Raw genomic sequence first — 26779 nt, 5'->3', positions numbered from 1 at the left:
CTCATCGGTTGCCTTCCATCGCCGGACCAAGCGTTGGCACCCGGGCGGCCTGCAACGAAGACCGGCTTGCCTGCAACGCGGAGAAATCGATTCCCTGCGGTAAGCCACTGGTGTCGTCGGTTTGCCCATTCGCTGTGCACGAATCGCTATCGACTTGCTCCGGTCCAGGTGGCATGTCAAGCCGTTCCATTTGGCCATCTTTCAGCCGCAATATCCGGTCAGCCAGTGCGAGCAGAGACGGCCGGTGGGTGACCGCGATGACGGTCATTCCATCGGCTTTCAGATGGCGCAGCACGCGTTCGAGCGCGGCTTCCCCCATCGTGTCGAGGCTCGCATTGGGCTCGTCCAGCAGCAGCACGGCTGGCTCGCCGTACAAGGCACGCGCGAGGGCGATGCGCTGACGCTGGCCCCCGGACAACAGCTCTCCCGCGTCACCGATCAGCGTCTCGTATCCATCGGGAAGATTCAAGATCATCTCGTGAACCTCCGCTCGCTTCGCCGCGCGCACGATCGCGGCCGAATCGAGCGGGAGCGGCTTCGCGGTCCGGGCGATGTTTTCAGCGACGGTGCCTGCGAACAGCTCGACGTCCTGCGGCACGTACCCGAGATACCGGCCCAGGGAAGATCGGGGCCACTGCGCCATGTCGGCGCCGTCCAGCCGCACCGCACCTGCCTGCGGTCGCCACAACCCCGCGATGACCCGCAGCAACGTCGACTTGCCGGATGCGCTCGGCCCCGTGATCACCAGCGTCTGGCCCGCGGCCAGCGTGAAATTGATACCGCGCAGCAATAGCCGTCCCAGGCCGGGCGTTCGCGACGGCACGCTGAACGCGATCTGCTCGACCCGAATTTCGCCGGTGGGCGGTGGCAACGCGATCGGTTCGGCCTCGGTCTGACTGGCCAGCAGTGCCTCCAGACGAGGCCATGCTTCGCGCAACTCGCCGGCCTGCCTCCAGTTGCCAATCAACTGTTCGATCGGCGCCAACGCCTTGCCGAGCAGGATGGTCGTGGCCAGCATCACGCCCGGCGTCGCATGGCCCGAAATCACCAGCCATGCACCGGCCGCCATCATGATCACCTGGATCGCCTGCCGCAGCCCCTTGGTCAAGTCGCGATAAAACGCGCTGCGATCCGACACGTCACGCTGCGCGGCGATGTAGTCGCGCTTGCGTACATCCCAGGCACCCACCAGGTTTTCCGTCATGCCGAGCACGGTCATGACTTCGGCATTGCGGATGAGGTGCTGGTAGAACGCATCCCCCTCCCGCTGCCGCGCAAGGTAAGACTCGATGCCCTTGCGCGTGAGTCGGTCGTTGACCAGCGCGACACTCACCAACAGCAGTGCGCTGAGAACCGCAATCAGCGCCAAAGACCAATGAAAGAGGCCGATGACGACTACGTAGACCACCAGCCAAGGCGCGTCGAAAAACGCAATCACGCCCGACCCTGCGAGAAACGCCCGCAGCGTATTGATGTCACCCTGACTCGCGAGCGCGCGCGACGGCAGCCGATAGGCGTGAGCGGAAATCTGCGCCTGCAACGCGAGTCGCTCGAGCCGGTTGCCGATTCGCACGCCCAGGTCCGACAAGATCCGGCTGCGGGCAATATCGACGCAGATATTCATCCCAAGTGTGATCGCCATGAAGGCCATCAACATCAGCAGCGTTTGAATACTCTGGCTCGGTAGCACGCGGTCGTAGACCTGCAGCAGGTAGATGGTCGGCGTCAGCAGCAGCAAATTTGATGCGATACCGAACGCGGCAGCGATCACCAGATGGCGCCTGATGAGTTGATACATCAGTGTCCTCCCGATGCGCCGGAGCTCGGGATGCGGGCGGGCGTGTGCTCGACCATCATCGTATCGAGTGCCGCAAGGTCGGCTTCGCCCAGGTCGGCGGTGCTCGCTTTCAGCTTCAGCGCTTGGGCGAGCGTTTCCGTACGGGCGCGCGCGAAATCGCGCTGGGCCCGGTAGAGCTTATCGCCTGCGTCAAGCACATCAGCGTTCACACGAACGCCGACCCGGTAGCCGGTCTGATTCGACCGCAACGCGATCGTGGCGGACCGCACCGCGCTCGCCAGCGCATCGGTCTGCGCCAGTCCTCGCGTGACGCCCAAATACGCGTCGTGGGCCGTGAGCCGGGCGCTGCGCTGGGCGTCTTCCAGATCTTCGCGAGCCTTGTCCTCCAGCGCGAGCGCTTCGCGAATTTTGCTGCGGGTCATCAGGCCGTCGGTCAGAGGCAACGAGATCTGGATGCCAACGTAGCCGGAGCTGCCACGGCTTGCGCCGGTGTAGAAGTTCGTCTGTCCATTGATAAACGCCGCATTGCCGTTGCTGGCGTTGCCGACCAGCGAGACAGTGGGATAGTCACCGGCGCGTGCCTTGCTTCGCTCGCGGCTGGCGAGCTGGATCGCGATCATTTTTCGACGCACTCCGTAATCCGCAGTGGCAGCCGTGTCCATCCACTGTTGCAGGTCTGCGGTCGCCACGGGCGGCAGATGCGCATCGTCACGCCATCCGTCTACCCTGTCGACAGGATGACCGACAATCTTCTGGAGCGCCGCGTAGCTGGTATCGCGCTGCGTTTGCGCGGCGACTTCATCGGCTCGCGCAGCATCAAAACCGGCCAATGCCTCGTTCGTATCCACGATGGTCGCATCACCCAGCGCGAAGCGGCGCTTCGCGAGCGCCAGTTGTTCCGCGACGGCCTTGCGGTGGCCGACGGCGAGCGCGAGATCGTCCTGTGCATTCAGTGCGGCCAGATAGGCCTGAGCAACGCGAAGGAGCAAGTCCTGCTTCGCTTGCGCCAACGCAAGATCGGCATCCATCGCCAGGAGTTGGCCTTGCTGCCAGTTTTCCCACGCGGCCCAGTTGAAGAGAGGCTGGTTCAGCGTCAGGGTGAAACCGTTGGTCGAATAGCCGGGAATGGTTTGCCCTGGAATCCGCACGCCATTGCGATAGATGACCTGCTGGATGCCAACTTGCGGCAGCAGTCCCGCCCGCCCTTGAGGCGCTCTTTCGATCCCTGCACGCCACGCAGCTTCGGCGCTCCTGAACGTGGCATCTTGCGCGAGCGCCTCGCCGGCGAGATTCGCCAGACTCGACGCGTTGGCATGCGTAGCCGATATGATCGCAAGAAAGCTGGAAATTGCCTTTAGCGCATTGCGCGCAGCGTACCGAGGACGCCCGACCTTGAGGTTGGGCTCTCGTGACATGCCCCCATCCGTTCGACTGTGCCGACTGCAGTTGCTCATCGTTTTCCTTTATTCGCGCATCCACTGCAGTTGAGTCGAGCGCAAACGTTTGTCTTACTGAGCACAATTGCACGTCACATTGCAGATCTTTTCGAGTGTATGAAAAACAACAATTGGTAAAAATAGAACGGGTCCGAATTCCTTTAGCGCTTCACTAGAAAGAGTCTGAAAATCCAAGAAATTCGAACGTCAGTCGCCCCGACTAACACACAATCGACCGTGCTTGGACATCGCCCAATAGGCAAGCGTCCTCGGATATCGCAACCCGACGCCGGGATCGCGCTGAAGGCGCATTAGGTATGTCGGGTAACAGCGATTTTCTATAGTGGTTTGAATAACCACGGGAGGGTGCGCTGTGCTGGAGCAATTTGAGCCTTCAATCCAATCAATTTGCACCACGACAGCGGAATTGAACGACACCGCGAACCGGTAAGCCGCCGCTCCCTCCATGGGACCACCGGAAAACAGCGTGAGCCTCCATCGGAAATCGGCTGCCCGCCGGTTCACCGGGCACGCGTCAGGCGGGCACCAACTCGAAGCTGAGCCGTTTGCCGAGCGCGGTGGCCGCGCTCGCGAGCGTCGCCAGCGTAAGACTCGTGTCGGTTTCGTCGAGCAGACGGTTGAGCGCGGCGCGGCTGGTTTTCATCCGCGCGGCCATCGCGGTTTTCGTGATGTGCTGCGCCTTCATTTCCTGCCCGATCTGCCAGGCGATCACGCGCTTGATCGCGGTGGCGGTGGCCGCTTCGAGATTGCCGTCCTCCTCGAGGAAGGTATCGAAATCGCTGCCGATATGCGGATTGTTCGTGGTGGTCATGGGTACTCCAGTGCATGGCGTTGCCGGCGGCCCGACCGTCGAAGACGGTGCGTTCCGGCGCAACCGGGAAATTCAGATGGCGTGCGTGAGCGCTTTCAGCCGCGCGACGGTCACGTCGAGATCGTCGGACGGCGTGGCCTGCGACTGCTTGAAGAACGCGTGCAGCAGCACCATCGTGTCGCCGACGACCGTAAACAGCACGCGCGCGCTTCGCCTCGGCAATATCACGCGGATTTCCCACAGATCCTTCGACATCTTCCGGACCAGCGGCATGCCGAGCGGCCAGCCCAGTTGAACGGTCTTGATCTCTTCGCCGATCATCCTGCGCTCGATGTGCCCGAGCGCCTTGAGCCATTCGCGCACCGGCTCGTTGCCGCGCGCCGTGCGGAAGAACCGCACGCCGAGCGTGATCTGAATCTGCTGTCTCGCCATCGTCGTGCCATCAAGCGTATCAAAAACGATACGATATGCCAAGCACGACGAAGCCCGCTACTGACCGAACGGCTAACGAATGAGGGGCAAGGAACGGCGGCCGAGTGCCGCCTGGCGCGGCCCTGCGCGGCGCTCAACGTGTGCGGCGAGCCGGCTTGCGTGCGCCGGGCGGCGCGCGATGCGCTCGCGCATTGCCGAACCGGGCGCGAGCGATTTCGCGCACGGCGTCGATCAGCGTCCGCGCGACGGGCGACGGTTGCGCATCGGTGCGCAGCACGAGCCCGACCGGCTCGTCGGTGCCCGCGGACGGCAGCGCCAGGCGCGCGAGCGCACCGGCCGACAGGTCATATTCGGCCGCATAGAGCGGCACGAACCAGACCGCGTCGTTCTCGAGCGTGAGCGCGCGGGCGACCGACACCGACAGCACCTCGATGAACGAATCCAGCGGCGGCGCACCGCATGCGCCGAGCAGCTGCTCGGCCGACTGGCGGATCAGCGTGCCGAACGGCGGCAACACGACCGGATAGCGCGCGAGTTCGGCGGCCGGTGCGGCGCTGGCCAGCAGCGGATGCCCGGCGCGCACGACCGCGACGAGCGGCTCGTTGTACAGCTGTTCGAACGCGAGCCCGATCATTCGCTCCGGCTCCGACAGGCGCCCGATCGCGCATTCGATCGCGCCCGCCTTCAGCCGCTCCAGCAACTCGGCGTTCGCGGCCGTCGCGATCCTCACGACGATGCGCGGCCAGCGTGCGGCCAGCGCCTTCATCAGCGCGGGCGCGAGCGATGCCGCGACGGTCGGCAGCATGCCGATCTCGAGCGTCGCCGCGGCCGCTCCGCCCTCGCGCGCAAGCAGCCCGACGCCCTGCCGCAGCGCCAGCACGCACGCGTTCGCATGGGGGAGGAACAGCTGCGCTTCGCGGGTCGGCTGCGCGCCGTGCCGCCCGCGCTCGAACAGCTTCACGCCGAGGATCGACTCCAGTTCGGCGATCGTCTTCGACACGGCCGGCTGCGTGATCGACAGGCTTTCGGCCGCCTTCTGCACGCCGCCCAGCTGCGCGACCGCGAGAAAACACTGCAGGTGCCGGAATTTGACGCGGCCGTCGGCGATACGGTTGTTCATAACGGGCGGTTATGCAAGGGATGACGTTGTGCCATTTTGCATAACTTTCCGGAAAGGCCCAAGCATTCGGCGCGGCGTCACGCATGGCGCCGCAGCGCGTGGAAGCCGGTCGGCTCCCAGATCCGCTTGGCGATCAGCAGGCCCGTGCCGCGCTTCTGCCCGAGCGGCGCGGACGACGACTCCGCGTGCAGCGCCGCCGCCTTGGCGCCGAGCCGCCGCAGCTCCTGCTCGAGTTCCGCGGCGGCCGCGTCGGTCAGCATCCCTTGCGAGAACGTCATCGTCTCGCCCGGGCCGTCGAAACGGCTGCCGAGAAAGTCGTCGAGCACGTGTGCATGGAAATAACGGCGGATCGGCCCGCCCGGCAGCCAGTCGAAATCGCGGGCGACGCGCACGCGAATCCGGTCGCCCGGCAGCAGCGCGATCACGTTCATCCGGTCGAGCATCAGCAGGTATTTCACGCACTCGGCCTGCGTCAGGCAATAGGCCGACACGATGTCCTGCACGGTCCAGTAGTTAACCGCGCAAACGGCGACGAGCAGCAGCTTCTCGTCCGACACGAGCAGCGCCTCCTGTTGCTCGGTCAGCACGCGCAAGCGCGGCGCGGATGCCGATGCCTCCTGCACGAGTTCGGCAAGCGTATAGCCGAGCAGTTGCGCGATCTCCGCGACGCGCTCCAGCGTGAAGCGGCCGCTCGCGAACAGCCGCTTCACGCTCGTCTCGGACACGTCGAGCGCGCGCGCGACGTCGCGATAGGTCATTCCCTGCGCCTTCAGCTGGCGCTTCAGCGTTTCGATGAGTTGGGCGGTCTCGGTCATGTTGGTATCGAAAAATGGTGCTCAAGGTCGGATATTAGGCTACTCAAGCATCCATACAAGCACTTTTGGATACTTGTCCGCATAATCCGCTCCGTCCTGTCACTGCCCCACGGAGCCGCGATGAGCACCCGAACCGACACCACCGCCTTCGAACCGCATCCCACCGCGCCGCGCGACGCCCGCGACACGGACCGCACGCTGCCGCTCGCCACGGTGCGCACACTGGCCGCCGGCGCGCACGTCGGGGATCTCGTGTTCATCCGCGTACCGGCCCGCGCATTGCGCGACGCGGCAGGCAACGCAGGCGCGTGGGCCGATCGCTTCGGCATCGTCGTCGATACGTCGGGCGACGAACCGTTGATCGCCGAGCCCGCGTTTGCGCGGACGAAGCTCACACCGCTGTCGCGCTTCATCGCCCGCGCCGACGGCGGACGCGTCGCGCTGGCTCGCCGCGTCGCGGCACCGAGCGCCGACGCGCAGCGCCACGTGCACGCGCTGGCCGAACAGCGGATCGACGCGCTGCTCGGCAGCCGCTTCAGCCTGCTCGCGCATCGCGGGTTCTGCGCGAACTACGTGGGCGACGTGCTCGGCGCCGAGCGCACCGCGACGCCGGCCGCGCTGCTGCGCAGCGGCACGCTGTCGCTCGAATTCGACGGAATCGTCTTCGATCCCGCCCGACCGTAACGAACGAACGACGAAGAACGAAAACGAACGACGGGCACGCTCGGGGAGACCTGATAACAACAACGAAACACAAAAAAGCAGCGACGGGCTGGCTGGAGGGCCTTGCACGGAGTCGTCACCGACGACGCGAAGCCCGATCGCTTTTTCCGCCGGACAGGCCGCCTGTCCGGCGGATTTTCATTGGGGTCGTCGAACATAACGAATGGTTATGCGATTCGCTAAAAAAGGTCATTTTGCATAACTTTCCGGATTGGTTACAGTCTTGCCATCCCCTCGCGAAATACCTATCAGGAGACACCCGATGGATTCCCCCACGATCCTCACGCCGCGCGACTGGCCGTCGCATCCCGCATATGTCCACCCCGAGTACCGTTCGTCGGTGAAGCGCGGCCCGACGCGCCCGATGATCCCGCTGAAGGAAAAGCTGCGCGACCAGTACGCGCCCGTCTACGGTGCGGAGGATCTCGGCGCGCTCGACCACGACCTGACGAAGAACTCGGTGAAGAACGGCGAGCCGCTCGGCGAACGCATCGTCGTCACCGGGCGCGTGCTCGACGAAGGCGGCAAGCCCGTGCGCAACACGCTCGTCGAGGTATGGCAGGCGAACGCCGCCGGCCGCTACGTGCACAAGGTCGACCAGCACGACGCGCCGCTCGATCCGAACTTCCTCGGCGCGGGCCGCTGCCTGACCGATAACGAAGGCCGCTACCGCTTCCTGACGATCAAGCCCGGCGCCTATCCGTGGGGCAACCATCCGAACGCGTGGCGCCCGAATCACATCCACTTCTCGCTGTTCGGCGACTACTTCGGCTCGCGCCTCGTCACGCAGATGTACTTCCCCGGCGATCCGCTGCTCGCGTACGACCCGATCTTCCAGGGCACGCCGGAAGCCGCGCGCGATCGCCTGATCTCGCGCTTCTCGATGGACATCACCGAAGAAGGCTATGCGCTCGGCTACGAATTCGACATCGTGCTGCGCGGCCGCGACGCTACCCCGATGGAGCGCTGAACCATGACGACGCTGAAGCAAACCCCTTCGCAGACGGTCGGCCCGTACTTCGCATACGGCCTGTGCCCGCAGCAATACGATTACGACCTGAAGAGCCTGTTCACGCCGGCGATCGCCACGCCGGACGCCGAAGGCGAGCACGTGCTGCTGGTGGGTCAGGTGTTCGACGGTGACGGCAACGTCGTCGGCGACGCGGTGCTCGAATTCACGCAGGTGGATGGCGCGGGCCGTTATCCCGCGTCGCGTGACGACATCGCGAAGTCCGGCTTCACGGGCTTCGCACGCGTCGGCACGGGCACTGACCCGCAGAACCGCTTCGTGGTCCCGACGATAAAGCCGGGCCGCATCGCCGCCGACGAAGCGCCGCATATCAACGTGACCGTGATGATGCGCGGGATCCTGACCCACGCGTTCACCCGCGTGTATTTCGACGACGAAGCCGCGGCGAACGCGGCCGATCCGGTGCTGAACCTGGTGCCGGCCGAACGCCGTGCGACGCTCGTCGCGAAGCGCGATGCGCAGCCGGGCCGCCCCGTCGTGTACCGCTTCGACATCCGCATGCAGGGGCCGGACGAAACCGTGTTCTTCGACGTGTGACGCGCGAGCCGGCGCAGGCCGGCTGCTCGCACCGAACCGCCGTGTGGCGCGATACCGACAGGCATCGCGTCGCGCGGCGGTTTTCGTTTTCGGGCATCGACATTCGATGTTGTGCCGCAGCACGCGCGACGGCCATCGCCAAGGTCCATGATTGGCGGCCTCGGACCTCGGCGTCGAACGCGCGATCGAAACGCATGCTGCGCCGGCACATGAATCGTTGGCGGCACGCGATATCGTTCGCGCGTTATGCAGCGTATGCTTTGCTATCCGCGATACGCCGATGGAATTGAATCGGGATAGGCAACAATTTTCATGAGTGAATGAATGCGCGAACGCCGCCCCGCCGGCTGGTCGCGCATTTTTTCTGACCGAGTGCCTTTAAGCGCGTCTGACCGATTCCTGGCAGGCGCGTTTTTTTCGTGCGCGACCGCAGCGCCGCCGCACCTAGCGGCGAGCCTCCAGATACCGGCTCGGGGTATCGCCGAGGATGCGGCGAAACGCCGACGTAAAGGCGCTCGCGCTCGCATAGCCGAGCTCGAACGCGACCCGCGTCACCGGCTGGCCGTCGCTCAGGCGCGTAATCGCCGCGAGCATGCAGACCTGCTGACGCCACGCGGCGAAACTCACGCCGGTCTGCGCGCGGAACAGCCGCGTAAACGTGCGCCGGCTCACGCCCGCATGGGTCGCCACCTGGTCCAGATCGGCCGCGATCGACGGCGACGCGAACAGGTGCCGGCAGATACTCGCGAGGCGCGCGTCGGCGGGCAGCGGCGCGTGTAGCGACAGCCGCGGCATCGTCGCGATTTCCGCGACCAATAGCGCCATCAGCTTGCCGGCCCGGCCGTCGACGTCGTACATCGCCGGCAGCTCGATCGCATCGTCGATCAGTTGCCGCAACAGCGGAGACACGCCGTACACCCCGCACTGGTCCGGCAGCCCCGCGGCCCGGGCCGCGTCGTCGGACACGAACGTGTTGAGCATCGTGACCGCCCCGGTCATCGTCATTTCGTGCCGCACGCCGGGCGGCACCCAGCACGCGCGCTGCGGCGGCACCAGCCAGCGGCCGTGCGGCGTCGACACGCTGATCGTGCCGCGCGACGCGAACGCGAACTGCCCGCGCCCGTGCGCGTGCTCCGGAAACGTCGTGCCCGCCGGATAGTCGTTGGCGGTCACGACCACGCTCCGGGGAATGTGGTCGTAGGGATCTGGCAGCGTATTTCTCAAGGCCGGAATTCCATCATGAATGATCTGGTATCGAAGGCGGGTCACCTTCGATCGGTCCGAGATCCGCTCCACGCCTGTGCGACCGGACGGACGCACGACCCGACGGCCCGACGGCCCAATCGGCCGGAATGCGACTTCATCGGAGCGGAGATGCCAACTACGTTTCATCGTGGGTGGGGCTGAACCCATCTTTGCGCCAGCCGCCGCGATTGCAGCGTTCCGGCTCGAGACACCCGCCGGGCCTGCATGACGCGCCGCGCCTCACCGCAGCATGAACGACATGGCCGACAGGCTGTTCAACGTGCGCACCACGTGCTCGACCGACGGGCCGTCGAAGCGCAACGTCACCGCATCGACGCGCTCGAGCGTCGGCAGCATGCAGAACAGATCGGCGAGCGCGGCCGTCTGCACGCGCAACGTGCAAGCGGCCGGCGCGGGCCGATGCGCGGTTGCGCGCCAGCCGGACAACAGCGCGTGCGCGACCGTTTCGCGTGCGGCGGTCGCGATGCGTGCGCAGGACGCGGCCGGCGTGAGCGTGTCGCCGCTCGATGCGCCGCGGGCCGTCTTGACCGTCTCGAAACGCGCGTCCGGAAACAGCGGCCGGGTTTCCTCCGCAAACACGTCGTCGCCCGACGCCAGCGCGACGTGCGCGCCATATTCGCGCGCCAGCGCGCCGTACAGCCCGGCCTCGCCGAGTTCGACGCCGTTCAGCCACACCTGCGTGAATGCAAAATTGTTGATCGTGTGCGCGAGCACGCCGTGCGTCTGCGATTTCGCGTGAAAGCCGATCATGAACACGAGATCGGGTTGCTGTTCGAGGCCCGCCATCATCCCGAGCGTGCGCGGCTTGCCGAGCACGACGCGCGCACGCGCATCGAGCCCGTCGGGCAGCAGATTGCGAAAGCTGCCATGCGAGTCGTTGACCCAGACGGTCTGCGCGCCGCCCGCGAATGCACCTTCGATCGCCGCGTTCGCCTCGGCGGTCATCCAGCGGCGCGCACGTTCGTACTCCGGATTGCCGGCCCGCGTCTGCTCGACGGCGAACACACCGGCGACACCTTCGATGTCGGTGGAAATCAGGATCTTCATGACGGGATATGACGTCCTTCGTTGTCGTCGTTGAACAAGCGCTCGAGATCGGGCACCGCGTCGCGCAGCGACTGCCGCACGTGGCCGTCGCGCCCGACCACGGTCACGGCCTGCAGCAGCGCGTCGGCGATTGCATGCTCGACGCTTTCGGCCGCGGCCATGAACAGCGGATCGAGCGCCGCATCGGCCACGAGGGCCGGCAGTGCGAGAGTCGACGCGTCGTGCGCGATCGTGTATGCGGTGGAAAATGCGAGCGCGATGTCGCCACTGCCGTGCCCGTACACCGAACCGGTGCGCGCCAGGCCCGCACCCGCGCGGCGTGCGAGCCGCGACAGTTGCCGTGCGTCGAGCGGCGCATCGATCGCGAGCAGCAGGATGATCGAGCCTTGCTCGGGCGCCGCCGCCTGCGCGGCCGCCGCAGCATGCCGCTGCGCGACGACGCGCCCGAGCGGCACGCCGCCGAGCGTCAGCATCGGCAGCCGGCCGAAATTCGCGAGCACGAGCGCGCCGACCGTATACGGCCGGCCGGCCGCGACCGCCACGCGCGACGCGGAGCCGATCCCGCCCTTCAGGTCGAAACACGACATCCCGCGCCCGGCGCCCACCGCGCCGCGCGCGAAGTCGCGCGCCGCCGTGCGGCACGCGTCGTCGTAATGCGCGGCCGTCACCGCGAACGCCTGGATATCGTTCAGATAGCCGTCGTTGCACTCGAACACGAGCGGATTGACGGTCGACCAGTCGCGGCCGATCTGCGGATTGTTCGCGATCGCCGCGCGGATCTGTGCCTGCGCGATCGCGCCGACGCCGAACGTGTTGGTCAGCGCGATCGGCGTATCGAGCGTGCCGAGCTCATCGACCTGCATGAGCCCGACGCTCTTGCCGAAGCCGTTGATCACCGCCGCGCCGGCCGGCACCTTGCTGCGGTACAGGTCGCCCGGATGCGGCTTCACGACGGTGACGCCCGTCTGCACGTCGCCGGCATCGAGCGTCGCATGGCCGACCGTCACGCCCGGCACGTCGGCGATCGTGCCGCGCGGCCCGGCCGGCAGCGTCGCGGCCCACATCGGCACCGCACGCATCAACGGCGCTCCAGCTTAGGATCGAGTGCGTCGCGCAGCCCGTCGCCGAGCAGGTTGAACGCAAGCACGGTCAGGAAGATCGCCAGGCTCGGGAAGATCGCGACGTGCGGTGCGCTCACCATGTCCGCGCGCGCCTCGTTGAGCATCGCGCCCCACTCCGGCGTCGGCGGCTGCGCGCCGAGCCCGAGGAACGACAGGCTGGCGGCCGTGATGATCGACGTGCCGATCCGCATCGTGAAGTAGACGACGACGGACGACACGGTGCCCGGCAGGATGTGCCGCATGATGATCGTCCAGTCGGACGCGCCGATGCTGCGCGCGGCTTCCACGTAGGTCATGTGCTTGAGCATCAGCGTGTTGCCGCGCACGAGCCGCGCGAACGCCGGAATGCTGAAGATCGCGACCGCGCAGATCACGTTGATCATCCCGTTGCCAAGGATCGCGACCACGCCGATCGCGAGCAGGATCCCCGGGAACGCGAACAGCACGTCGGCCACGCGCATCGTGATGCGGTCCCACCAGCCTTCGTAGTAGCCGGCGAGCAGCCCGAAGAACGTGCCGATGAGCGCGCCGAGCGCGACCGAGAAGAAGCCGGCCGCGAGCGAGATGCGCGTGCCGGTGATGATCCGGCTGAAGATGTCGCGGCCGAGCGAATCAACGCCGAACCAGTGCACGGCCGACGGCCCCGCGTTCAGCGCGTCGTAGTCGAAATAGTTTTCCGGATCGAACGGCGCGATGTGCGGGCCGACGAACGCCAGCACGACGAGCGCGAGCACGAAACCGCCCGCGACGAGCGCGACGGTCTGCTTGCGGAACTTGCGCCAGAATTCGTGCCACGGCGTGCGGACCGCGTTCGATGCGGCCGGCGCCGCGGGCTGGACAGTCGCGTTCATGCGCGCCTCACTTGAACCGGATGGTCGGGTTGATGACCGCGTACAGCACGTCGACGGTCAGGTTGATCAGGATGAATTCCAGCGAGAACAGCAGCACGATCGCCTGGATCACCGGGTAGTCGCGCATCGTCACCGCGTCGACCAGCAGGCGCCCGAGCCCCGGCCAGTTGAACACGGCCTCGACGACGATCGAGCCGCCGAGCAGGAAGCCGAACTGCAGCCCCATCATCGTGACGACCGGGATCATCGCGTTGCGCAGGCAGTGCTTGAGCACGACCATCGGCTCGTGCACGCCCTTCGCGCGCGCGGTACGCACGAAGTCCTCGTTGAGCACCTCGACGAACGACGCGCGCGTGAAGCGCGCCATCACGGCCGCGACCGCGGCGCCGAGCGTCAGCGACGGCAGCACGTAGCTCTTCCACGTGCCGTCCGGCACGACGGGCAGCCAGCCGAGCTTCACCGAGAAGATTTCCATCAGCAGCATGCCGAGCGCGAACGCCGGAAACGAGATGCCCGACACCGCGATCGTCATCCCAACGCGGTCGGGCCAGCGGTTGCGCCACACCGCCGACGCAATGCCGATCGCCATCCCGAACGCCGTCGCCCACACCATGCTGACGAGCGTCAGCAGCAGCGTCGGCATGAAGCGCTCGCCGATCTCGGTCGACACCGGCCGCTTGCTGCGCGTCGACGTGCCGAAATCGCCGTGCGCGATCTTCACGAAGAAGTTCGCGAACTGCGCGGGCAGCGGCCGGTCGAGGCCGAGATCGGCGCGCACCAGCGCGACCGTCGCGTCGTCGGCTTCGGGGCCCGCCGCGAGCCGCGCCGGGTCGCCCGGCAGCAGGTGCACGAACAGGAACACCAACACCGCGACCATCGCGAGCGTGGGCAGCAGGCCGAACAGGCGTTTGACGAGAAAATTCAGCATGGGGCACCGATCGAATCAGCGCGCCGGCAGCGTGTGCCGCCGGCGCCGCGCAGCGGGTGAACCGCCGTCATTTCACCGAGATTTCGTCGAAGTTGAACGAACCGTCCGGCATCACGTACATGCCGTGCAGGCGCTTGTTACGCGCATAAACGATCTTCTCCTGCACCAGGAAAATCCACGGCGCGTCGGCCCACACCTGCTTCTGCGCGTCGGCGTACAGGGTGGCCTTCTTCGCCCGGTCGGTCGTCTCGAGCGCCTTCGCGAGCGCGTCGTCGACCGCACTGTTCTTGTAGTACGCGGTGTTGTAGAGCTTCGGCGGCGCCGACGTGGACGCGAGCAGCGGCGACAGCGCCCAGTTCGCTTCGCCCGTCGATGCCGACCAGCCGCTGTAGTACATCCGCACCGGCGCCGCGGCCGGATCCTGCGCGCTCTCGACCTTCGCGACCCGCTCGCCGGCTTCCAGCGCCTGCACCTGCACCTTCACACCGACCTGCGCGAGCTGCTGCTGGACGAACTGGATCAGCTTCTGCGCCGTCGAATGGTTGTACGCGGACCAGAGCGTCGATTCGAAGCCGTTCGGATAGCCGGCCTCCTTCAGCAGCGCGCGCGCCTTCGCCGGATCGTACGGCCACGGCCCGAGCTTGGTCGCGTATTCGACGCCGATCGGTGCGACGCCCGTCTGCGGCGTCGCATAGCCGGCGAACACGACCTTCGCGAGCGCTTCCTTGTTGACCGCGTAATTCAGCGCCTCACGCACCTTCGGATTGTCGAACGGCTTCTTCTGCGTGTTCAGCGAGATGTAGCGCTGGATGATCGACGGCCGCTCGATCAGCTCGACCTTCGGGTTGCTCTTCAGGTCGGCGGCCTGCTCGAACGGAATCGTGAACGCGAAATCCGCCTCGCCGGTCTTGAGCAGCGCGGCGCGCGTGTTGTTGTCGACCACCGGCTTCCAGTCGATCGAATCGACCTTCGGATAGCCCTTCTTCCAGTAGCCGGCAAATTTCTTCACCTTCATGTCGTCGGTCTGCTTCCATTCGACGAACTCGAACGGGCCGGTTCCGACCGGATGCAGCGACACGTCGCGCCCCCACTTCTTCAGCGCGGCCGGCGAAATCATCACCGCCGACGGGTGTGCGAGCGTGTTGATGAACGCGGAGAACGGCTCGTGCAGCGTGAACTTCACCGTCATCGGATCGACCACCTCGGTCTTCTCGATCACGCGGAACAGCCCGTAACGCTTCAGCTTGTTCGCCGGATCGGTCACGCGGTCGAAGTTCGCCTTCACCGCGGCGGCGTTGAAGTCGGTGCCGTCCTGGAACTTCACGCCGTCGCGCAGCTTGACCGTATAGACCTTCGCATCGGGCGACGCCTGGTAGCCCGTCGCGAGCACGTTGACGAGCTTCATGTCCTTGTCGAAGCCGAACAGCCCTTCGTAGAACGACTTGACGACGGCTTGCGACACCGTGTCGTTCGCGTCGTACGGGTCCATCGTCGTGAACGTCGAGTACACGGCGACCACGACGTTCTGTTGCGCGAACGCGGGCGCCGCGACCGACAGCGCGAGCGCGCCTGCCCCCGCGGCGAAGAGTGCGCGTGGACGGAACACCGGGAACGAATGCGGCTTGTTCATTTTGTCTGGCTCCTGTGGATGATTCGGTAACGCGTGGTGGAAATCGCGGCGTGACTGCGTCCGCTCGGGGAAAAGACGCCGTTGCCTGGCGCGTGCGCAGCTGCGGTCCATATGCGACTCGCCGTTCAATTCAATACGCGCCGCCGACGCGATGCGTCGCGACGAAATGATCGGGGCCGACCGCGACGAGCGGCGCGACCGTCGGCTCGTCGCCGATCGCGCGGATCGGGCTCGGAATCTCGTCCGCCGCAAGCTGGCGCGGCGCATGCCGGCGCGCGGGGTCGGCCACCGGCACCGCGCTCATCAGCTTCCTCGTATAAGGATGCTGCGGCGCCTCGAACACCGCGCGGCGCGGGCCGATCTCGACGATCTGGCCGAGATACATCACCGCGACGCGATGGCTGATGCGCTCGACCACCGCCATGTCGTGCGAGATGAACAGATACGCGACGCCGAGCTCGCGCTGCAGGTCGAGCATCAGGTTGACGATCTGCGCCTGCACCGACACGTCGAGCGCGGACACCGATTCATCGGCGATCACGACCTTCGGGTTCAGCGCGAGCGCGCGTGCGATGGCGATCCGCTGGCGCTGGCCGCCCGAGAATTCGTGCGGATAGCGGCGCGCGGCCTCCGGCGGCAGGCCGACCTTGTCCAGCAGCCAGTCGACGCGCGCCTGCGCTTCGCGGCCGCTCGCGACGCCGTGCACGAGCAGCGGCTCCATGATCGAGAAGCCGACGGTCAGGCGCGGGTTCAGCGACGCGAACGGATCCTGGAAGATGAACTGGATGTTGCGGCGCAGCGCCTGCAGGTCCGCGCCCTTCATCGCGCTGATGTCGCGGCCGTCGAATTCGATCGAGCCGCTCTGCGATTCGACGAGGCGCAGCAGCGAGCGCCCGGTGGTCGACTTGCCGCAGCCCGATTCGCCGACGAGCGCGAGCGTCTCGCCCGCGCGCAGCTCGAAGCTCACGCGCTCGACCGCATGCACGTACTGCGACACGCGGCTGAACACGCCGCTCTTCACCGGAAACCGCGTGACGAGATCGCGCACGCGCAGAATCGGCGGCGCGGCCGCATCGACCGGCGGCTGCGCGTCGGCGGAGTCGTGCGCGGCAGGCGCCGGCGCGGCCGCGCCCGTCGCGTCCACCTTCAGCAGCGGAAATTTCTCGGGGATATCGGTGCCCTGCATCGAGCCGAGCCGCGGCACGGCCGCGAGCAGCGCACGCGTGTAGCGATGCGCGGGCGTCGCGAAAATGCGCTCGGACTCGCCCTCCTCGACCTTCTCGCCCCGATACATCACGAGCACGCGGTCGGCCACTTCGGCGACCACGCCCATGTCGTGCGTGATGAAGATCACGCCCATGTTCATTTCGTTCTGCAGCCCGCGGATCAGCTGCAGGATCTGCGCCTGGATCGTCACGTCGAGCGCGGTCGTCGGCTCGTCGGCGATCAGGAGCGCGGGCCGGCACGATAGCGCCATCGCGATCATCACGCGCTGCCGCATCCCGCCGGACAACTGGTGCGGATACCGCGCGAACACGCGGCGCGCCTCCGGGATGCGCACGAGATCGAGCAGCCGCAACGCTTCGGCGCGCGCTTCGGTCGCGCTTTTCGACTGGTGCAGCGCGATCGCCTCGCTGATCTGGTCGCCGACCGTAAACACCGGGTTCAGCGACGTCATCGGTTCCTGGAAGATCATCGCGATGTCCGCGCCGCGGATCCCGCGCATCGTCGCCGCGCTCGCCTGAGCGAGGTCGACGAGCGCACCGCCGCGACGCCGCAACGCGATCCGACCGCTCGTGATCTCGCCGCCGCCGTGCTCGACGAGCCGCATCAGCGCGAGTGACGTGACCGACTTGCCGGAGCCCGATTCGCCGACGATCGCGAGCGTCTCGCCGCGATCGACGTGAAACGACACGTTGCGCACCGCATCGAACGTCGCGGCGCCGCGACGGAACATGACCGACAGGTCGTCGACGGCGACGACGCGCTGATCCGGCAGCACCAGCGCGGACGGGGTTCGGCTCGAAGTCATGCGTAGGTCTCCTGGGGCGATCCGGAATCAGGCCGCATCGTCGCGATAGATGCCGACCACGGGCGTCTCGCCGACGCGCGCATAGCCGCGATACATCCCTTCCGTATTGAACGGCATCGCGACGTTGCCGTGCGCATCGACCGCGATGATCCCGCCGCGCCCGGCGAGGCGCGGCAGCTTGTTCATCACGGCGTCGTGCGCGGCGTCGGCGAGCGATGCGCCGCGATACTCCATTTGCGCGGCCACGTCGTGCGCGGTCGCGAGCCGGATGAACATCTCGCCGGTGCCCGTCGCGGATACCGCGCAGGTCGCGTCGTCCGCGTAGCAGCCGGCGCCGATGATCGGCGAATCGCCGACGCGTCCGGGCTGCTTGTTCGTGATGCCGCCGGTCGACGTCGCCGCCGCGACATGCCCGTTGAGGTCGCACGCGACCGCGCCGACCGTGCCGAGCTTGCGATCGGGATCGAGCGGCTCGGCCGGCGCGGCCGACCCGCCCGGTTGTCCTGCGCCGAACGCGAAGCTCGCGGCGTCGTGATCGAGCATCGTGCCGGCCGCCGCCGCGCGCGCCTTGACCCACTGCGCATGGCGCGCTTCGGTGTCGAAGTAGCCGGGCTCGGCGAGTTCGAGGCCCTGCTCGACCGCGAACGCGTCGGCGCCCGCGCCGGCGAACAGCACGTGCTCGCTCGCCTCCATCACGCGCCGGGCGGCGAGCACCGGATTGCGCACGCGCGTCGCGCTGCAGACCGCGCCGGCCGCGAGCGTCGCGCCGTCCATCACCGCCGCGTCGAGTTCGTGCTTGCCTTCGGCCGTATAGACGGCGCCGCGCCCGGCGTTGAAGAGCGGACAGTCCTCGAGCATCCGCACGGCGACGGTGACGGCGTCGAGCGCGCTGCCGCCGTCGGCGAGCACGTGTTGCGCGGCCTGCAGGATCGCGGTGAGCTCGGCGCGGTACCGGCGTTCGGTGTCGGTATCCATTGCCTCGCGCAGGATCGTGCCTGCGCCGCCATGAATCGCGATGATCGCGGGTGAAGTCATGATTTTTTCGGACCGGAGGAAGAAGGGTTGGCGGCCGGCAGCGCCGCTGGCGGCTGCATCAGCCACGGCAACAGGAATTCGGTCATTTCGGCGGCGGACTTCGCGGAGCGGTGCGTGCGCAGCGCGACCGCATCGATCAGCGCCTCGATCATCGTCAGCACGGCCGCTTCCGACGTGGCCGCGAAACGCCGCTGGGCTTTCACGTACAGGTTCAGCGACGCGACCGGCGCAAGCGGCGAGCCCGGCCCGTCGGAAATGCCGAGCACGCGTGCGCCACGCGCGGCCGCGCGGCGTGCCAGCTCGATCGTGTCCTTCACATAGCGCGGAAACGCGAGCGCGATCACGAGATCGCGCGAGTCCGCCGTATACAAGCGCCGCGCCGCATGCGTAGGGCCGCCGAGCAGCGCGAGCGACTGCACGTTGTCGTGACACACCGACAAGCCGTGTTCCATCAAGCCGGTGAGAAACGCGCTCGACCCGGCGCCGAGGATCAGCACGCGCCGCGCGCCGACGATCGCCTCGACGGCCGCCTCGACGTCGGTCGCATCCAGCCGCGCACGCGTGTTCTCGATGTTCTCGATGGCCTGGTCGAACACCGCATCGATCCATGCGGCGCCGCGAACGCCCTGCTCCTGTTCCTGCTCCTGCGCGGAACGCAGCCGCTCGACGGGGCCGAGGGTCGCCTCGAAGCCGCGCACGAGCGCCGCGCGCATCGCCGGATAGCCGTCGAAGCCGAGCGCCTTCGCGAAGCGGTTCGCGGTCGCGATCGATGCATTGACCGCCTGCGCGAGCTCGTCGATCCGCATCGTCGCCGCGCGAAACGGATTCGCGAGCACGAACTCGCCCATCCGGCGATGGATCGGCGTCATCCGCGGCATGGCCGACGCGATGCGCTCCGCGATCGCGGATTCATCCTGACTGGCTTCGTGCGGAGCGAGAGGCGTCATGCGAAGGGTTTTGCAAGGTAGATGAAAATCAATTTACACAATCCGCCGTCCGGAAAAAAATAAATTTTCATCAGGGTTGTCACGGCCCTGTCGTGCCTTTCTGGCGGTGAGTCGTACGACCGGCGCTCGGTTACGTCGCGCGGGCATTCCGCACGCGGCGGCGCGCTTCGTGACGGACGCCGTATTCGCCTGCCGTTCGGGAAAACCCCGAGTACGTTCGTTCGAATGCAGTTTCACGTTGACCAGATTCGAATTCGAACATAGGATGTTCGAAAATGATCAGTCGTCAGATAACGTAGCTTTCGATTACAGCCGGATGTTCGAGCGAACACGGCCATTTCGCCCAGGACTCAGGCAAATCGGCAGCTGAAAAGATCGGACATCGTATGAATAAGACTGAGCAAGGCGCCCCAGCCGGGCGGATTTGCATGAATCAGGAGACAGCAGTGAAGACAGTCAAGGCGTTGCGCTGGTGGATCATCGTGCTGGTATGTCTGGGCACGATCCTCAACTATCTCGCACGAAATTCCCTCGCGGTGCTCGCACCGGAACTGAAGCACGTGTTCGCGATCTCGACGCAGCAGTACTCATACATCGTCGGCGCGTTCCAGATCGGCTACACGATCATGCAGCCGGTGTGCGGATTCATCGTCGACCTGATCGGGCTGCGGCTCGGGTTCGCGCTGTTCGCGATGCTGTGGTCGGTGGTCGGCGTCGCGCACGGCTTCGCGTCGGGCTGGCTGTCGCTCGGCATTCTGCGCGGCCTGCTCGGGCTGTTCGAGGCCGCGGCGATTCCGTCGGGTATGAAGGCCGTCGCCGAATGGTTTCCCGATCGCGAGAAATCCGTCGCGGTCGGCTACTTCAACGCTGGCACGTCGCTCGGCGCCGCGATCGCGCCGCCGCTCGTCGTGTTCCTGTCGATGCGGTTCGGCTGGCAATCCGCGTTCATGGTCACCGGCGCGCTTGGCTTCGCGTGGGCCGTGCTCTGGTACACGCAGTACCGGTCGCCGGCCGAGCATCCGCGCATCTCGTCGCAGGAGCGCACGCTGATCAGTGACGGCCAGGCCAGGATGCCGGCCGTGTCGAAGCGCCGGATTCGCGACGTCGTCACCGCGCGCCGCTTCTGGGCGATCGCGCTGCCGCGCTTCTTCGCGGAACCGGCATGGCAGACCTTCAGCTTCTGGATTCCGCTGTATCTCGCGACCGAACGCCACATGGCGCTCACGGAGATCGCCATCTTCGCGTGGATGCCGTTCCTCGCGGCGGACCTCGGCGGCATCGCCGGCGGCTACCTGTCGCCCTACCTCGCGAAACGGTTCAGTCTGCCGCTCGTGTGGTCGCGGGTCGCGGGCGTCGCGCTCGGCGCGGTGCTGATGCTCGGGCCGGCGACGATCGGGCTCGTGTCGTCGCCGTACACGGCCATTGCGCTGTTCTGCGTCGGCGGCTTTGCGCACCAGATGATCTCCGCGCTCGTCAACACGCTGTCGGCCGATGTGTTCGACTCCGAGGAAGTCGGCACCGCGAGCGGCTTCGCGGGAATGGCCGCGTGGATCGGCGGGCTCGGCTTCTCGCTGCTCGTCGGCGCGCTCGCCGACAAGATCGGCTACGCGCCGCTGTTCGCGTGCCTCGGCCTGTTCGACATCATCGGCGTCACGCTGCTCGCGGTGCTGATCCGCGGGCAGTCGAAGCAGGAACGCCTGCTCGCGCAGCATGCCTGACATCCGTTCTCACCAGGAATCGCTTTCATGACTTCGCTTCTTCATCCGCCCGTGTTCCGCGTCGCCGACCGGCAGGCGAACCGCGTGCTGCTCGCGTCCGACGCGGGCGCGACGCTCGAGATCTTCGTGCTCGAGGACGACATCGTGCGCGTGCGCATCCTGCCCGACGCGACACCGCGCAATCCGCGCACGTGGACGATCGCGCCGGGCCTCGACGACGTGCCGCTCGACGGGCGCGATCGTCTCGACCTGAGCGGCTTCGCGCTGCCGGCCTACGCGTTCGCCGAAGACGACCTCGACGCGCGTATCGAAACCGCGCAGGTCCGTCTCGCAGTGCGCCTGCAAGGCGGCCATTGCACGTGGTCGATGCGCGGCGCGGACGGCGCGTGGCGCGTCGTGCTCGCCGACCGCGCGACGCAGGCATACAACTTCGGCTGGTGGGACGACCGCGCCTACCACTACGTCGCACGCGAGCGCGGCGACAAGGTGTTCGGTCTCGGCGAACGCGCGGGCGAGCTCGACCGCACCGGTGCACGCTTCGAGATGCGCAACATCGACGCGATGGGCTACAGCGCGAAGCACACGGATCCGCTGTACAAGCACATCCCGTTCACCATCACGTGGTCGCCCGATGCATGCCAGGGCTTCGGGCTGTTCTACGACACGCTGTCGGATTGCGCGTTCGACATGGGCCGCGAGCTCGACAACTACCACGGGCTGTACCGCTACTTCGTCGCCGAGCACGGCGATCTCGACTACTACTTCATCGCGTCGCCCGACACGCCGCTCACGGCCGCGCGCCGCTTCACGTGGCTCACCGGGCGCCCCGCGCGCACCCCGAAATGGGGGCTCGGCTATTCGGGCTCCACGATGAGCTACACCGATGCACCGGACGCGCAGCGGCAGATGAACCAGTTCGTCGAACAGTGCGACGCGCACGACATCCTGTGCGACTCGTTCCACCTGTCGTCGGGCTATACGTCGATCGGCGCGAAGCGCTACGTGTTCAACTGGAACCGCGAGAAGTTTCCCGACGCGAAGGGTTTCGTGAAGCACTACCGCGACCACGGCATCCGGCTGTGCGCGAACATCAAGCCGTGCCTGCTGCGCGACCACCCCGCATTCGACGACGCGGCGCGGCGCGGGCTGCTGATCCGCTCGGCGTCCGGCGAACCGGCGTGGGTGCAGTTCTGGGACGAAGTCGGTGCGTATATCGACTTCACGCAGCCGGACGCCTACCGCTGGTGGCGCGAGCAGGTCACGTCGGCGCTGCTCGACTACGGGATCGAGTCGACGTGGAACGACAACAACGAATACGAGATCTGGTCGCCCGACGCGATCGCGCACGGCTTCGGCCAGCCGTTTCCCGCGCGCGAGGCGAAGGTGCTGCAGACGATGCTGATGATGCGCGCGTCGCGCGACGCGCAGCGCGCGCATGCGCCGGCGCGGCGGCCGTTCCTCGTGTCGCGCTCGGGCGGCGCAGGCATGCAGCGCTATGTGCAGACCTGGTCCGGCGACAACTACACGTCGTGGGAAACGCTGCGCTACAACCTGAAGATGGGTCTCGGGCTCGCGTTGTCCGGCGTGTCGAACATCGGTCACGACATCGGCGGCTTCTCCGGCCCCGCGCCGTCGCCCGAGCTGCTGTTGCGCTGGGTGCAGTTCGGCATCTTCATGCCGCGCTTCAGCATCCATTCGTGGAATGACGACGGCACCGTCAACGAACCATGGATGTATCCCGAGATCACCGCGCAGATCGCGTCGCTGATCAAGCAGCGCTACCGGCTGCTGCCCTATCTCTATCACCTGCTGTGGCTGTCGACCACGCGCTACGAGCCCGTGCTGCGGCCGACCTTCGGCGATTTCCCCGGCGACCCGCGCTGCTACGACGAATGCGACGACATGATGCTCGGCGACGCGCTGCTGGTGGCGCCGGTCGTCGACCCGGGCCGCACGGAGCGCACGGTCTACCTGCCGTCCGGTGCGCGCTGGACGTGCTGTGCGAGCGCGCGGTCCTTCGACGGCGGCGCGAGCGTGACGCTGCCCGCGCCGCTCGACACGCCGGTGATGCTGTTGCGCGAAGGCCGTGTGCTGCCGCTGAACGTCGCCGCGCAGCGGTTCGGCGCACGCGCCGACACGCGCGGCTTCATCGTCGCGCCGCGCATCGAGGACGGTGTTGCGTACGGCGAATGCGTGGAGGACGACGGCGAAACGGAAGCGTGGCGCGACGGCGAATACGGACTGTGGCGTATCGAGACAGGACGCGAGGCATCGGGCGAACTCGGCGTGTCGGTCCGCTGGGAAGGCCGCATGCACCGCCCCGCCGAGCGCGTCGAGATCCTGCTGCCGGTGTCGCTGCAAGGCGCGCTTGCGGTGCGCGGCGCGCGCGTCGAGCACGATGCGCGCGACGGCGCGTGGCGTCGCATCGTCGTGGCGCTCGTCGACTGATCGCGCAAGGCTGCGCGAACTCGAAACCTGATCGGGCGGGCCGTACCCGCGGCCCGCCACCCACCAAAGAGGAGGCCACCCAGCCTCCCGCCCCGTTGACGAGACATGGAGATCGACGATGAATGCACCGCACTACCCGCACTATCGTTTTGCAATCCTGATTTTATCGGCCGCATCGTTCGGCGCTGGCGCAGCGCACGCGCAGAGCAGCGTGACGCTGTACGGCGTGGTCGACGATTCGATTGCGTACGTGAACAACCAGCAAGGCCACTCGAACGTGTACCTGCGCGACGGCAACCTGTATGCGTCGAAGTTCGGGCTGCGCGGCGACGAGGATCTCGGCGGCGGCACGCACGCGATCTTCGATCTGCAAGCCGGCTTCAACCTGAACACCGGCGCGCAAGCGGCCGCCGGCACGATCTTCAACCGCCAGGCCTATGTCGGGCTGCGCAACGACCATTACGGCACGGTGACGGCCGGCCGCCAGTACACGCCGTACTTCCTGCTGGTCGGACCGTACGCGTCGAGCAGCTGGTTGACCGGCGCGACCGGCGCGCATCCGGGCGATATCGACGGCCTCGACACGACGATCCGCGTGAACAATTCGGTTACCTATACGTCGCCGACCCTCTCCGGGCTGACCGCGAGCGCAATGTACGCGTTCGGCGGCATCGCTGGTGCGACCGGCAAGGGCAACACATTCAGCGCCGCGCTGCGCTATGCGAACGGGCCGGTCGGGATCGCGGCCGGCTACCTGCGCATCAACAGCTCGGGTTCGTCGGCCGGCTTCCTGAATCCGGCGACCGCGGCGTCGGGCAGCTTCGCGGTGTCCGTGCTGAACCAGGGCTACCTGAGCGCGAAGGCCGTCGAGCAGGTCGCGGCGGCCGGCAACTACACGCTGGGCAACCTGACGATGGGCCTGAACTACTCGAACGTGAAGTACCTGCCCGGCAACGGCTCCGCGTTCACGGATACGGCCGTGTTCAATACCTACGGCGCGCTCGCCGCGTACCGCTTCACGCCGACATTCTCCGTGGCCGGCGCGTTCGCGTACACGCTCGCGTCGAAGGCGAACGGCGTGTCTGGCGCGGCACGCTACCAGCAGTATTCGCTGAAGGAGTCGTACAGCCTGTCGAAGCGCACGACGCTCTATGCGCTGCAGGCGTATACGCATGCGAGCGGACAGACGCTCGGCGCGCAAGGCGCCGGCCATATCGTCGACGCGGCACCGATCGTCGGCGATTCGCAACAGCTCACGCCGTCGACGACGCACGGCCAGTTCGTCGGCATGGCCGGGATCGCCGTGACGTTCTGAATGCTCGCGGCGGCGCATCGTCGGCTTGCGGCCCGGACCATGCGCATGCCGGTGCGTCGTCCGGGTGCCGGCATGCCGCGCGGCCCTGGCGGTTTTCGCTTTCGTCCCGATCACTTACAATCCGTCAGGTTGATCCCTGCACGACCCTTCGTGCAGCCCTGACACCGCGGTACAGTCGACGCACGCCGTAACAGGGTCCGGCGCGCGACACGCGCGGCCGGACGGCGTCGCGCTTCGTTGCGCCCACAACTGAATGCCAGCCATGCCGGAATCCCGCCTCCCGACACCTTCCCCGCTCGAGCCAAAGGTCGGCCGCGCCGCGCTCGCCCCGTCACGCCCGTGCGCGACGATCGACGGAGCCGCGCAATGAGCGGCCTCGTGCACGATCGCACTGGCGACGTCATCGCACTCGCGACGCTCGCGCTGCTTTACTTCGGCGGCGTCGGTCTCGCGTTGTGGCGGATTCGCACCGCTGCGCCGCGCGGCAAGCTCTACTGGATCGCCTGCATCGCCCTGCTGGCCGGCGGCGCCATCGCGATGACCGCGAACCTGTCACCGATACCGAACAGCGGCGAGATGCCGCCGGGTTTCGCGCTCGGCGTCGAGGCGGTGTTGCTGGGGCTCGCGCTCGTTGCAGCCGGCTGCGCTTGGTTGATGTTGCGTGCAAGGCGCGGCTGATACCGGGCCTTGCACGGGCCGGCTTCTACCGAAGCCGAAGCGTCATGCGGACGGCGCCCGCGCCGCGACGAGCCAGCACGCCGCGTCGAAGCGTACATCCGCGCCCTGCACGTATTGCTCGAACGCGGCGCGAACCGTATCGATCACCCGTCGACGCGTCGCGTCATCCACTTCCCGAAGCGCGAGCCCGACCGGCCCCAGTCGGGTGACGTAGTCGTCCAGCGCGGCCGCCGGCAACGCGCACGCGACGTCGATCGGCTCGATCGCGATATCGGCCCAGCCGCTGTCCGACAATACCGACGCGATTCGCTGCCGGTCGCCGAACGCGAATTGTCCCGGCGCGCCCGGCTGCCGCGCCGGCAGGTTCGGGAGCAATGGCCCCGCGACGCGCTCGGCCGTCGTCATGAACGGATTGTCAGCGGCGCTGCGCCATGCGACGAATCGCAGTTGCGCATTCACGCGCGCCGCATGCCGCAGGTTCGCGAACGCGCGCACCGGATCGTCGAAGAACATCACGCCGAAGCGCGACACGACCAGGTCGAACTGATCCGGCTCGAACGCATGCGTCTGCGCATCCGCAGGCACGAAGCTGGCGGCGAGGCCCTCGCGCTCGGCGCGTGCCTGTGCGGCGGCGATCATCCGCGCCGAGATGTCGACACCCGTACAGTGCGCATGCGCGCCCAGCCGCCGTGCAATCGCGAGCGTCACCGCGCCGGTGCCGCAGCCGACATCGAGCACGCGGCGTGCGGACGCCGCCACCGCCGCATCCGCAAGCAGTGTCTCGAACGGCTCGAACATCCGGTCGAGCGAGCGCTGCGCGTCGACCCACGCAAGCCCCGACGGACCGTTCCACAGTGCAGACTGCGCTTCGTTTGCCCGGTTCTCTTCCATCGTCGATTCTCCTTTTTCCTGCCTCGTTGACCGTGATGCACACTATGCTGCTTCAAGCCGGCTTGAGGTCAAGCCCGCGACCGCGGCCCGCCTCGCGCGGCGGCCGCTTGTCGCACCGCGTGTTTCATATTTCTTACATTCACGCTGCG

23 protein-coding genes are annotated in these 26779 nt (G+C 66.9%); 7 read left to right on the top strand and 16 right to left on the bottom strand.

All coding sequences use genetic code 11. The features are described from left to right. Window position 1 precedes the first annotated feature (1 nt). From BAMB_RS18050 to BAMB_RS18025, 6 genes are all read right to left on the bottom strand, one after another. Entirely contained in the window at window positions 2-1798 is a 1797-nt protein-coding gene (locus BAMB_RS18050; RefSeq protein WP_011658606.1) for a type I secretion system permease/ATPase, read from the bottom strand. Then, window positions 1798-3213, bottom strand: coding sequence for a TolC family outer membrane protein (locus BAMB_RS18045; protein WP_045554957.1), 1416 nt, complete (start codon window positions 3211-3213; stop codon window positions 1798-1800). Before BAMB_RS18045 ends, BAMB_RS18050 begins: the two co-directional genes overlap by 1 nt. Window positions 3214-3769: 556 nt before the next feature. Then, the gene (locus BAMB_RS18040; RefSeq protein WP_011658604.1) at window positions 3770-4066 is read right to left on the bottom strand and encodes an XRE family transcriptional regulator; all 297 of its coding nucleotides are present in this window, start codon (window positions 4064-4066) and stop codon (window positions 3770-3772) included. Between the two features lie 72 nt (window positions 4067-4138). Continuing rightward, the gene (locus BAMB_RS18035) at window positions 4139-4498 is read right to left on the bottom strand and encodes a type II toxin-antitoxin system RelE/ParE family toxin (RefSeq protein ID WP_011658603.1); all 360 of its coding nucleotides are present in this window, start codon (window positions 4496-4498) and stop codon (window positions 4139-4141) included. Window positions 4499-4631: 133 nt separating this feature from the next. Then, the gene (pcaQ, locus tag BAMB_RS18030) at window positions 4632-5618 is read right to left on the bottom strand and encodes a pca operon transcription factor PcaQ (protein WP_011658602.1); all 987 of its coding nucleotides are present in this window, start codon (window positions 5616-5618) and stop codon (window positions 4632-4634) included. A gap of 77 nt (window positions 5619-5695) precedes the next feature. After that, entirely contained in the window at window positions 5696-6433 is a 738-nt protein-coding gene (locus BAMB_RS18025; RefSeq protein ID WP_006751195.1) for a helix-turn-helix domain-containing protein, read from the bottom strand. 120 nt (window positions 6434-6553) lie between these two features. Between BAMB_RS18025 and BAMB_RS18020 the strand changes: the two genes are divergently transcribed. The 3 genes from BAMB_RS18020 (at window position 6554) to pcaG (ending at window position 8723) form a co-directional block, all read left to right on the top strand. Next, window positions 6554-7117, top strand: a complete 564-nt coding sequence (locus BAMB_RS18020) for a YiiX/YebB-like N1pC/P60 family cysteine hydrolase (RefSeq protein ID WP_011658601.1) — start codon at window positions 6554-6556, stop codon at window positions 7115-7117. Between the two features lie 301 nt (window positions 7118-7418). Next, window positions 7419-8126 (top strand): protocatechuate 3,4-dioxygenase subunit beta, encoded by a 708-nt coding sequence (pcaH, locus tag BAMB_RS18015; RefSeq protein ID WP_011658600.1) that lies wholly within the window; start codon window positions 7419-7421, stop codon window positions 8124-8126. Between the two features lie 3 nt (window positions 8127-8129). Beyond that, window positions 8130-8723, top strand: a complete 594-nt coding sequence (gene pcaG, locus BAMB_RS18010) for a protocatechuate 3,4-dioxygenase subunit alpha (protein WP_011658599.1) — start codon at window positions 8130-8132, stop codon at window positions 8721-8723. 444 nt (window positions 8724-9167) lie between these two features. Here pcaG and BAMB_RS18005 read toward each other — a convergent pair whose 3' ends face one another. The 9 genes from BAMB_RS18005 to BAMB_RS17965 form a co-directional block, all read right to left on the bottom strand. Then, window positions 9168-9947, bottom strand: coding sequence for an AraC family transcriptional regulator (locus tag BAMB_RS18005; RefSeq protein ID WP_041491442.1), 780 nt, complete (start codon window positions 9945-9947; stop codon window positions 9168-9170). Between the two features lie 261 nt (window positions 9948-10208). After that, window positions 10209-11036, bottom strand: a complete 828-nt coding sequence (locus BAMB_RS18000) for a M55 family metallopeptidase (RefSeq protein WP_011658596.1) — start codon at window positions 11034-11036, stop codon at window positions 10209-10211. Next, window positions 11033-12115 carry a DmpA family aminopeptidase gene (locus BAMB_RS17995; protein WP_011658595.1) on the bottom strand — a complete coding sequence of 361 codons (1083 nt, stop codon included), beginning with the start codon at window positions 12113-12115 and terminating at the stop codon, window positions 11033-11035. The genes BAMB_RS18000 and BAMB_RS17995 overlap by 4 nt, the downstream gene beginning before the upstream one ends. Next, window positions 12115-13008: a glutathione ABC transporter permease GsiD gene (gene gsiD, locus BAMB_RS17990; protein ID WP_011658594.1), complete on the bottom strand. Its 894-nt coding sequence runs from the start codon at window positions 13006-13008 to the stop codon at window positions 12115-12117. The genes BAMB_RS17995 and gsiD overlap by 1 nt, the downstream gene beginning before the upstream one ends. Before the next feature lie 7 nt (window positions 13009-13015). Then, on the bottom strand, window positions 13016-13936 hold the full coding sequence (gsiC, locus tag BAMB_RS17985) for a glutathione ABC transporter permease GsiC (RefSeq protein WP_011658593.1): 921 nt from the start codon (window positions 13934-13936) through the stop codon (window positions 13016-13018). A 67-nt stretch (window positions 13937-14003) separates the two neighbouring features. Further along, complete coding sequence (gsiB, locus tag BAMB_RS17980; protein ID WP_011658592.1) at window positions 14004-15566, bottom strand: glutathione ABC transporter substrate-binding protein GsiB; 1563 nt, start codon at window positions 15564-15566, stop codon at window positions 14004-14006. Between the two features lie 130 nt (window positions 15567-15696). Further along, entirely contained in the window at window positions 15697-17598 is a 1902-nt protein-coding gene (locus BAMB_RS17975) for a dipeptide ABC transporter ATP-binding protein (protein ID WP_011658591.1), read from the bottom strand. Window positions 17599-17625: 27 nt separating this feature from the next. After that, window positions 17626-18633 carry an isoaspartyl peptidase/L-asparaginase family protein gene (locus tag BAMB_RS17970; RefSeq protein ID WP_011658590.1) on the bottom strand — a complete coding sequence of 336 codons (1008 nt, stop codon included), beginning with the start codon at window positions 18631-18633 and terminating at the stop codon, window positions 17626-17628. Continuing rightward, a complete protein-coding gene (locus BAMB_RS17965; RefSeq protein ID WP_011658589.1) occupies window positions 18630-19580 on the bottom strand; it encodes a MurR/RpiR family transcriptional regulator in 951 nt (316 codons plus the stop codon). The genes BAMB_RS17970 and BAMB_RS17965 overlap by 4 nt, the downstream gene beginning before the upstream one ends. A gap of 446 nt (window positions 19581-20026) precedes the next feature. Here BAMB_RS17965 and BAMB_RS17960 point away from each other — a divergent pair, with 446 nt between their 5' ends. The 4 genes from BAMB_RS17960 (at window position 20027) to BAMB_RS17945 (ending at window position 25739) form a co-directional block, all read left to right on the top strand. Next, window positions 20027-21298, top strand: coding sequence for an MFS transporter (locus BAMB_RS17960; protein WP_041491441.1), 1272 nt, complete (start codon window positions 20027-20029; stop codon window positions 21296-21298). A 27-nt stretch (window positions 21299-21325) separates the two neighbouring features. Continuing rightward, a complete protein-coding gene (locus tag BAMB_RS17955; RefSeq protein WP_011658586.1) occupies window positions 21326-23746 on the top strand; it encodes a glycoside hydrolase family 31 protein in 2421 nt (806 codons plus the stop codon). A gap of 118 nt (window positions 23747-23864) precedes the next feature. Further along, the gene (locus tag BAMB_RS17950; protein ID WP_011658585.1) at window positions 23865-25061 is read left to right on the top strand and encodes a porin; all 1197 of its coding nucleotides are present in this window, start codon (window positions 23865-23867) and stop codon (window positions 25059-25061) included. A 366-nt stretch (window positions 25062-25427) separates the two neighbouring features. After that, on the top strand, window positions 25428-25739 hold the full coding sequence (locus BAMB_RS17945) for a hypothetical protein (protein ID WP_011658584.1): 312 nt from the start codon (window positions 25428-25430) through the stop codon (window positions 25737-25739). Between the two features lie 42 nt (window positions 25740-25781). Here BAMB_RS17945 and BAMB_RS17940 read toward each other — a convergent pair whose 3' ends face one another. Continuing rightward, complete coding sequence (locus tag BAMB_RS17940; protein WP_011658583.1) at window positions 25782-26630, bottom strand: class I SAM-dependent methyltransferase; 849 nt, start codon at window positions 26628-26630, stop codon at window positions 25782-25784. Window positions 26631-26779 lie beyond the last annotated feature (149 nt).

Source organism: Burkholderia ambifaria AMMD (assembly GCF_000203915.1).
GTDB classification, from domain to species: domain Bacteria; phylum Pseudomonadota; class Gammaproteobacteria; order Burkholderiales; family Burkholderiaceae; genus Burkholderia; species Burkholderia ambifaria.
Note: the sequence above shows the minus strand (reverse complement) of the source record. Positions and strands in the feature narration are given on the sequence as shown.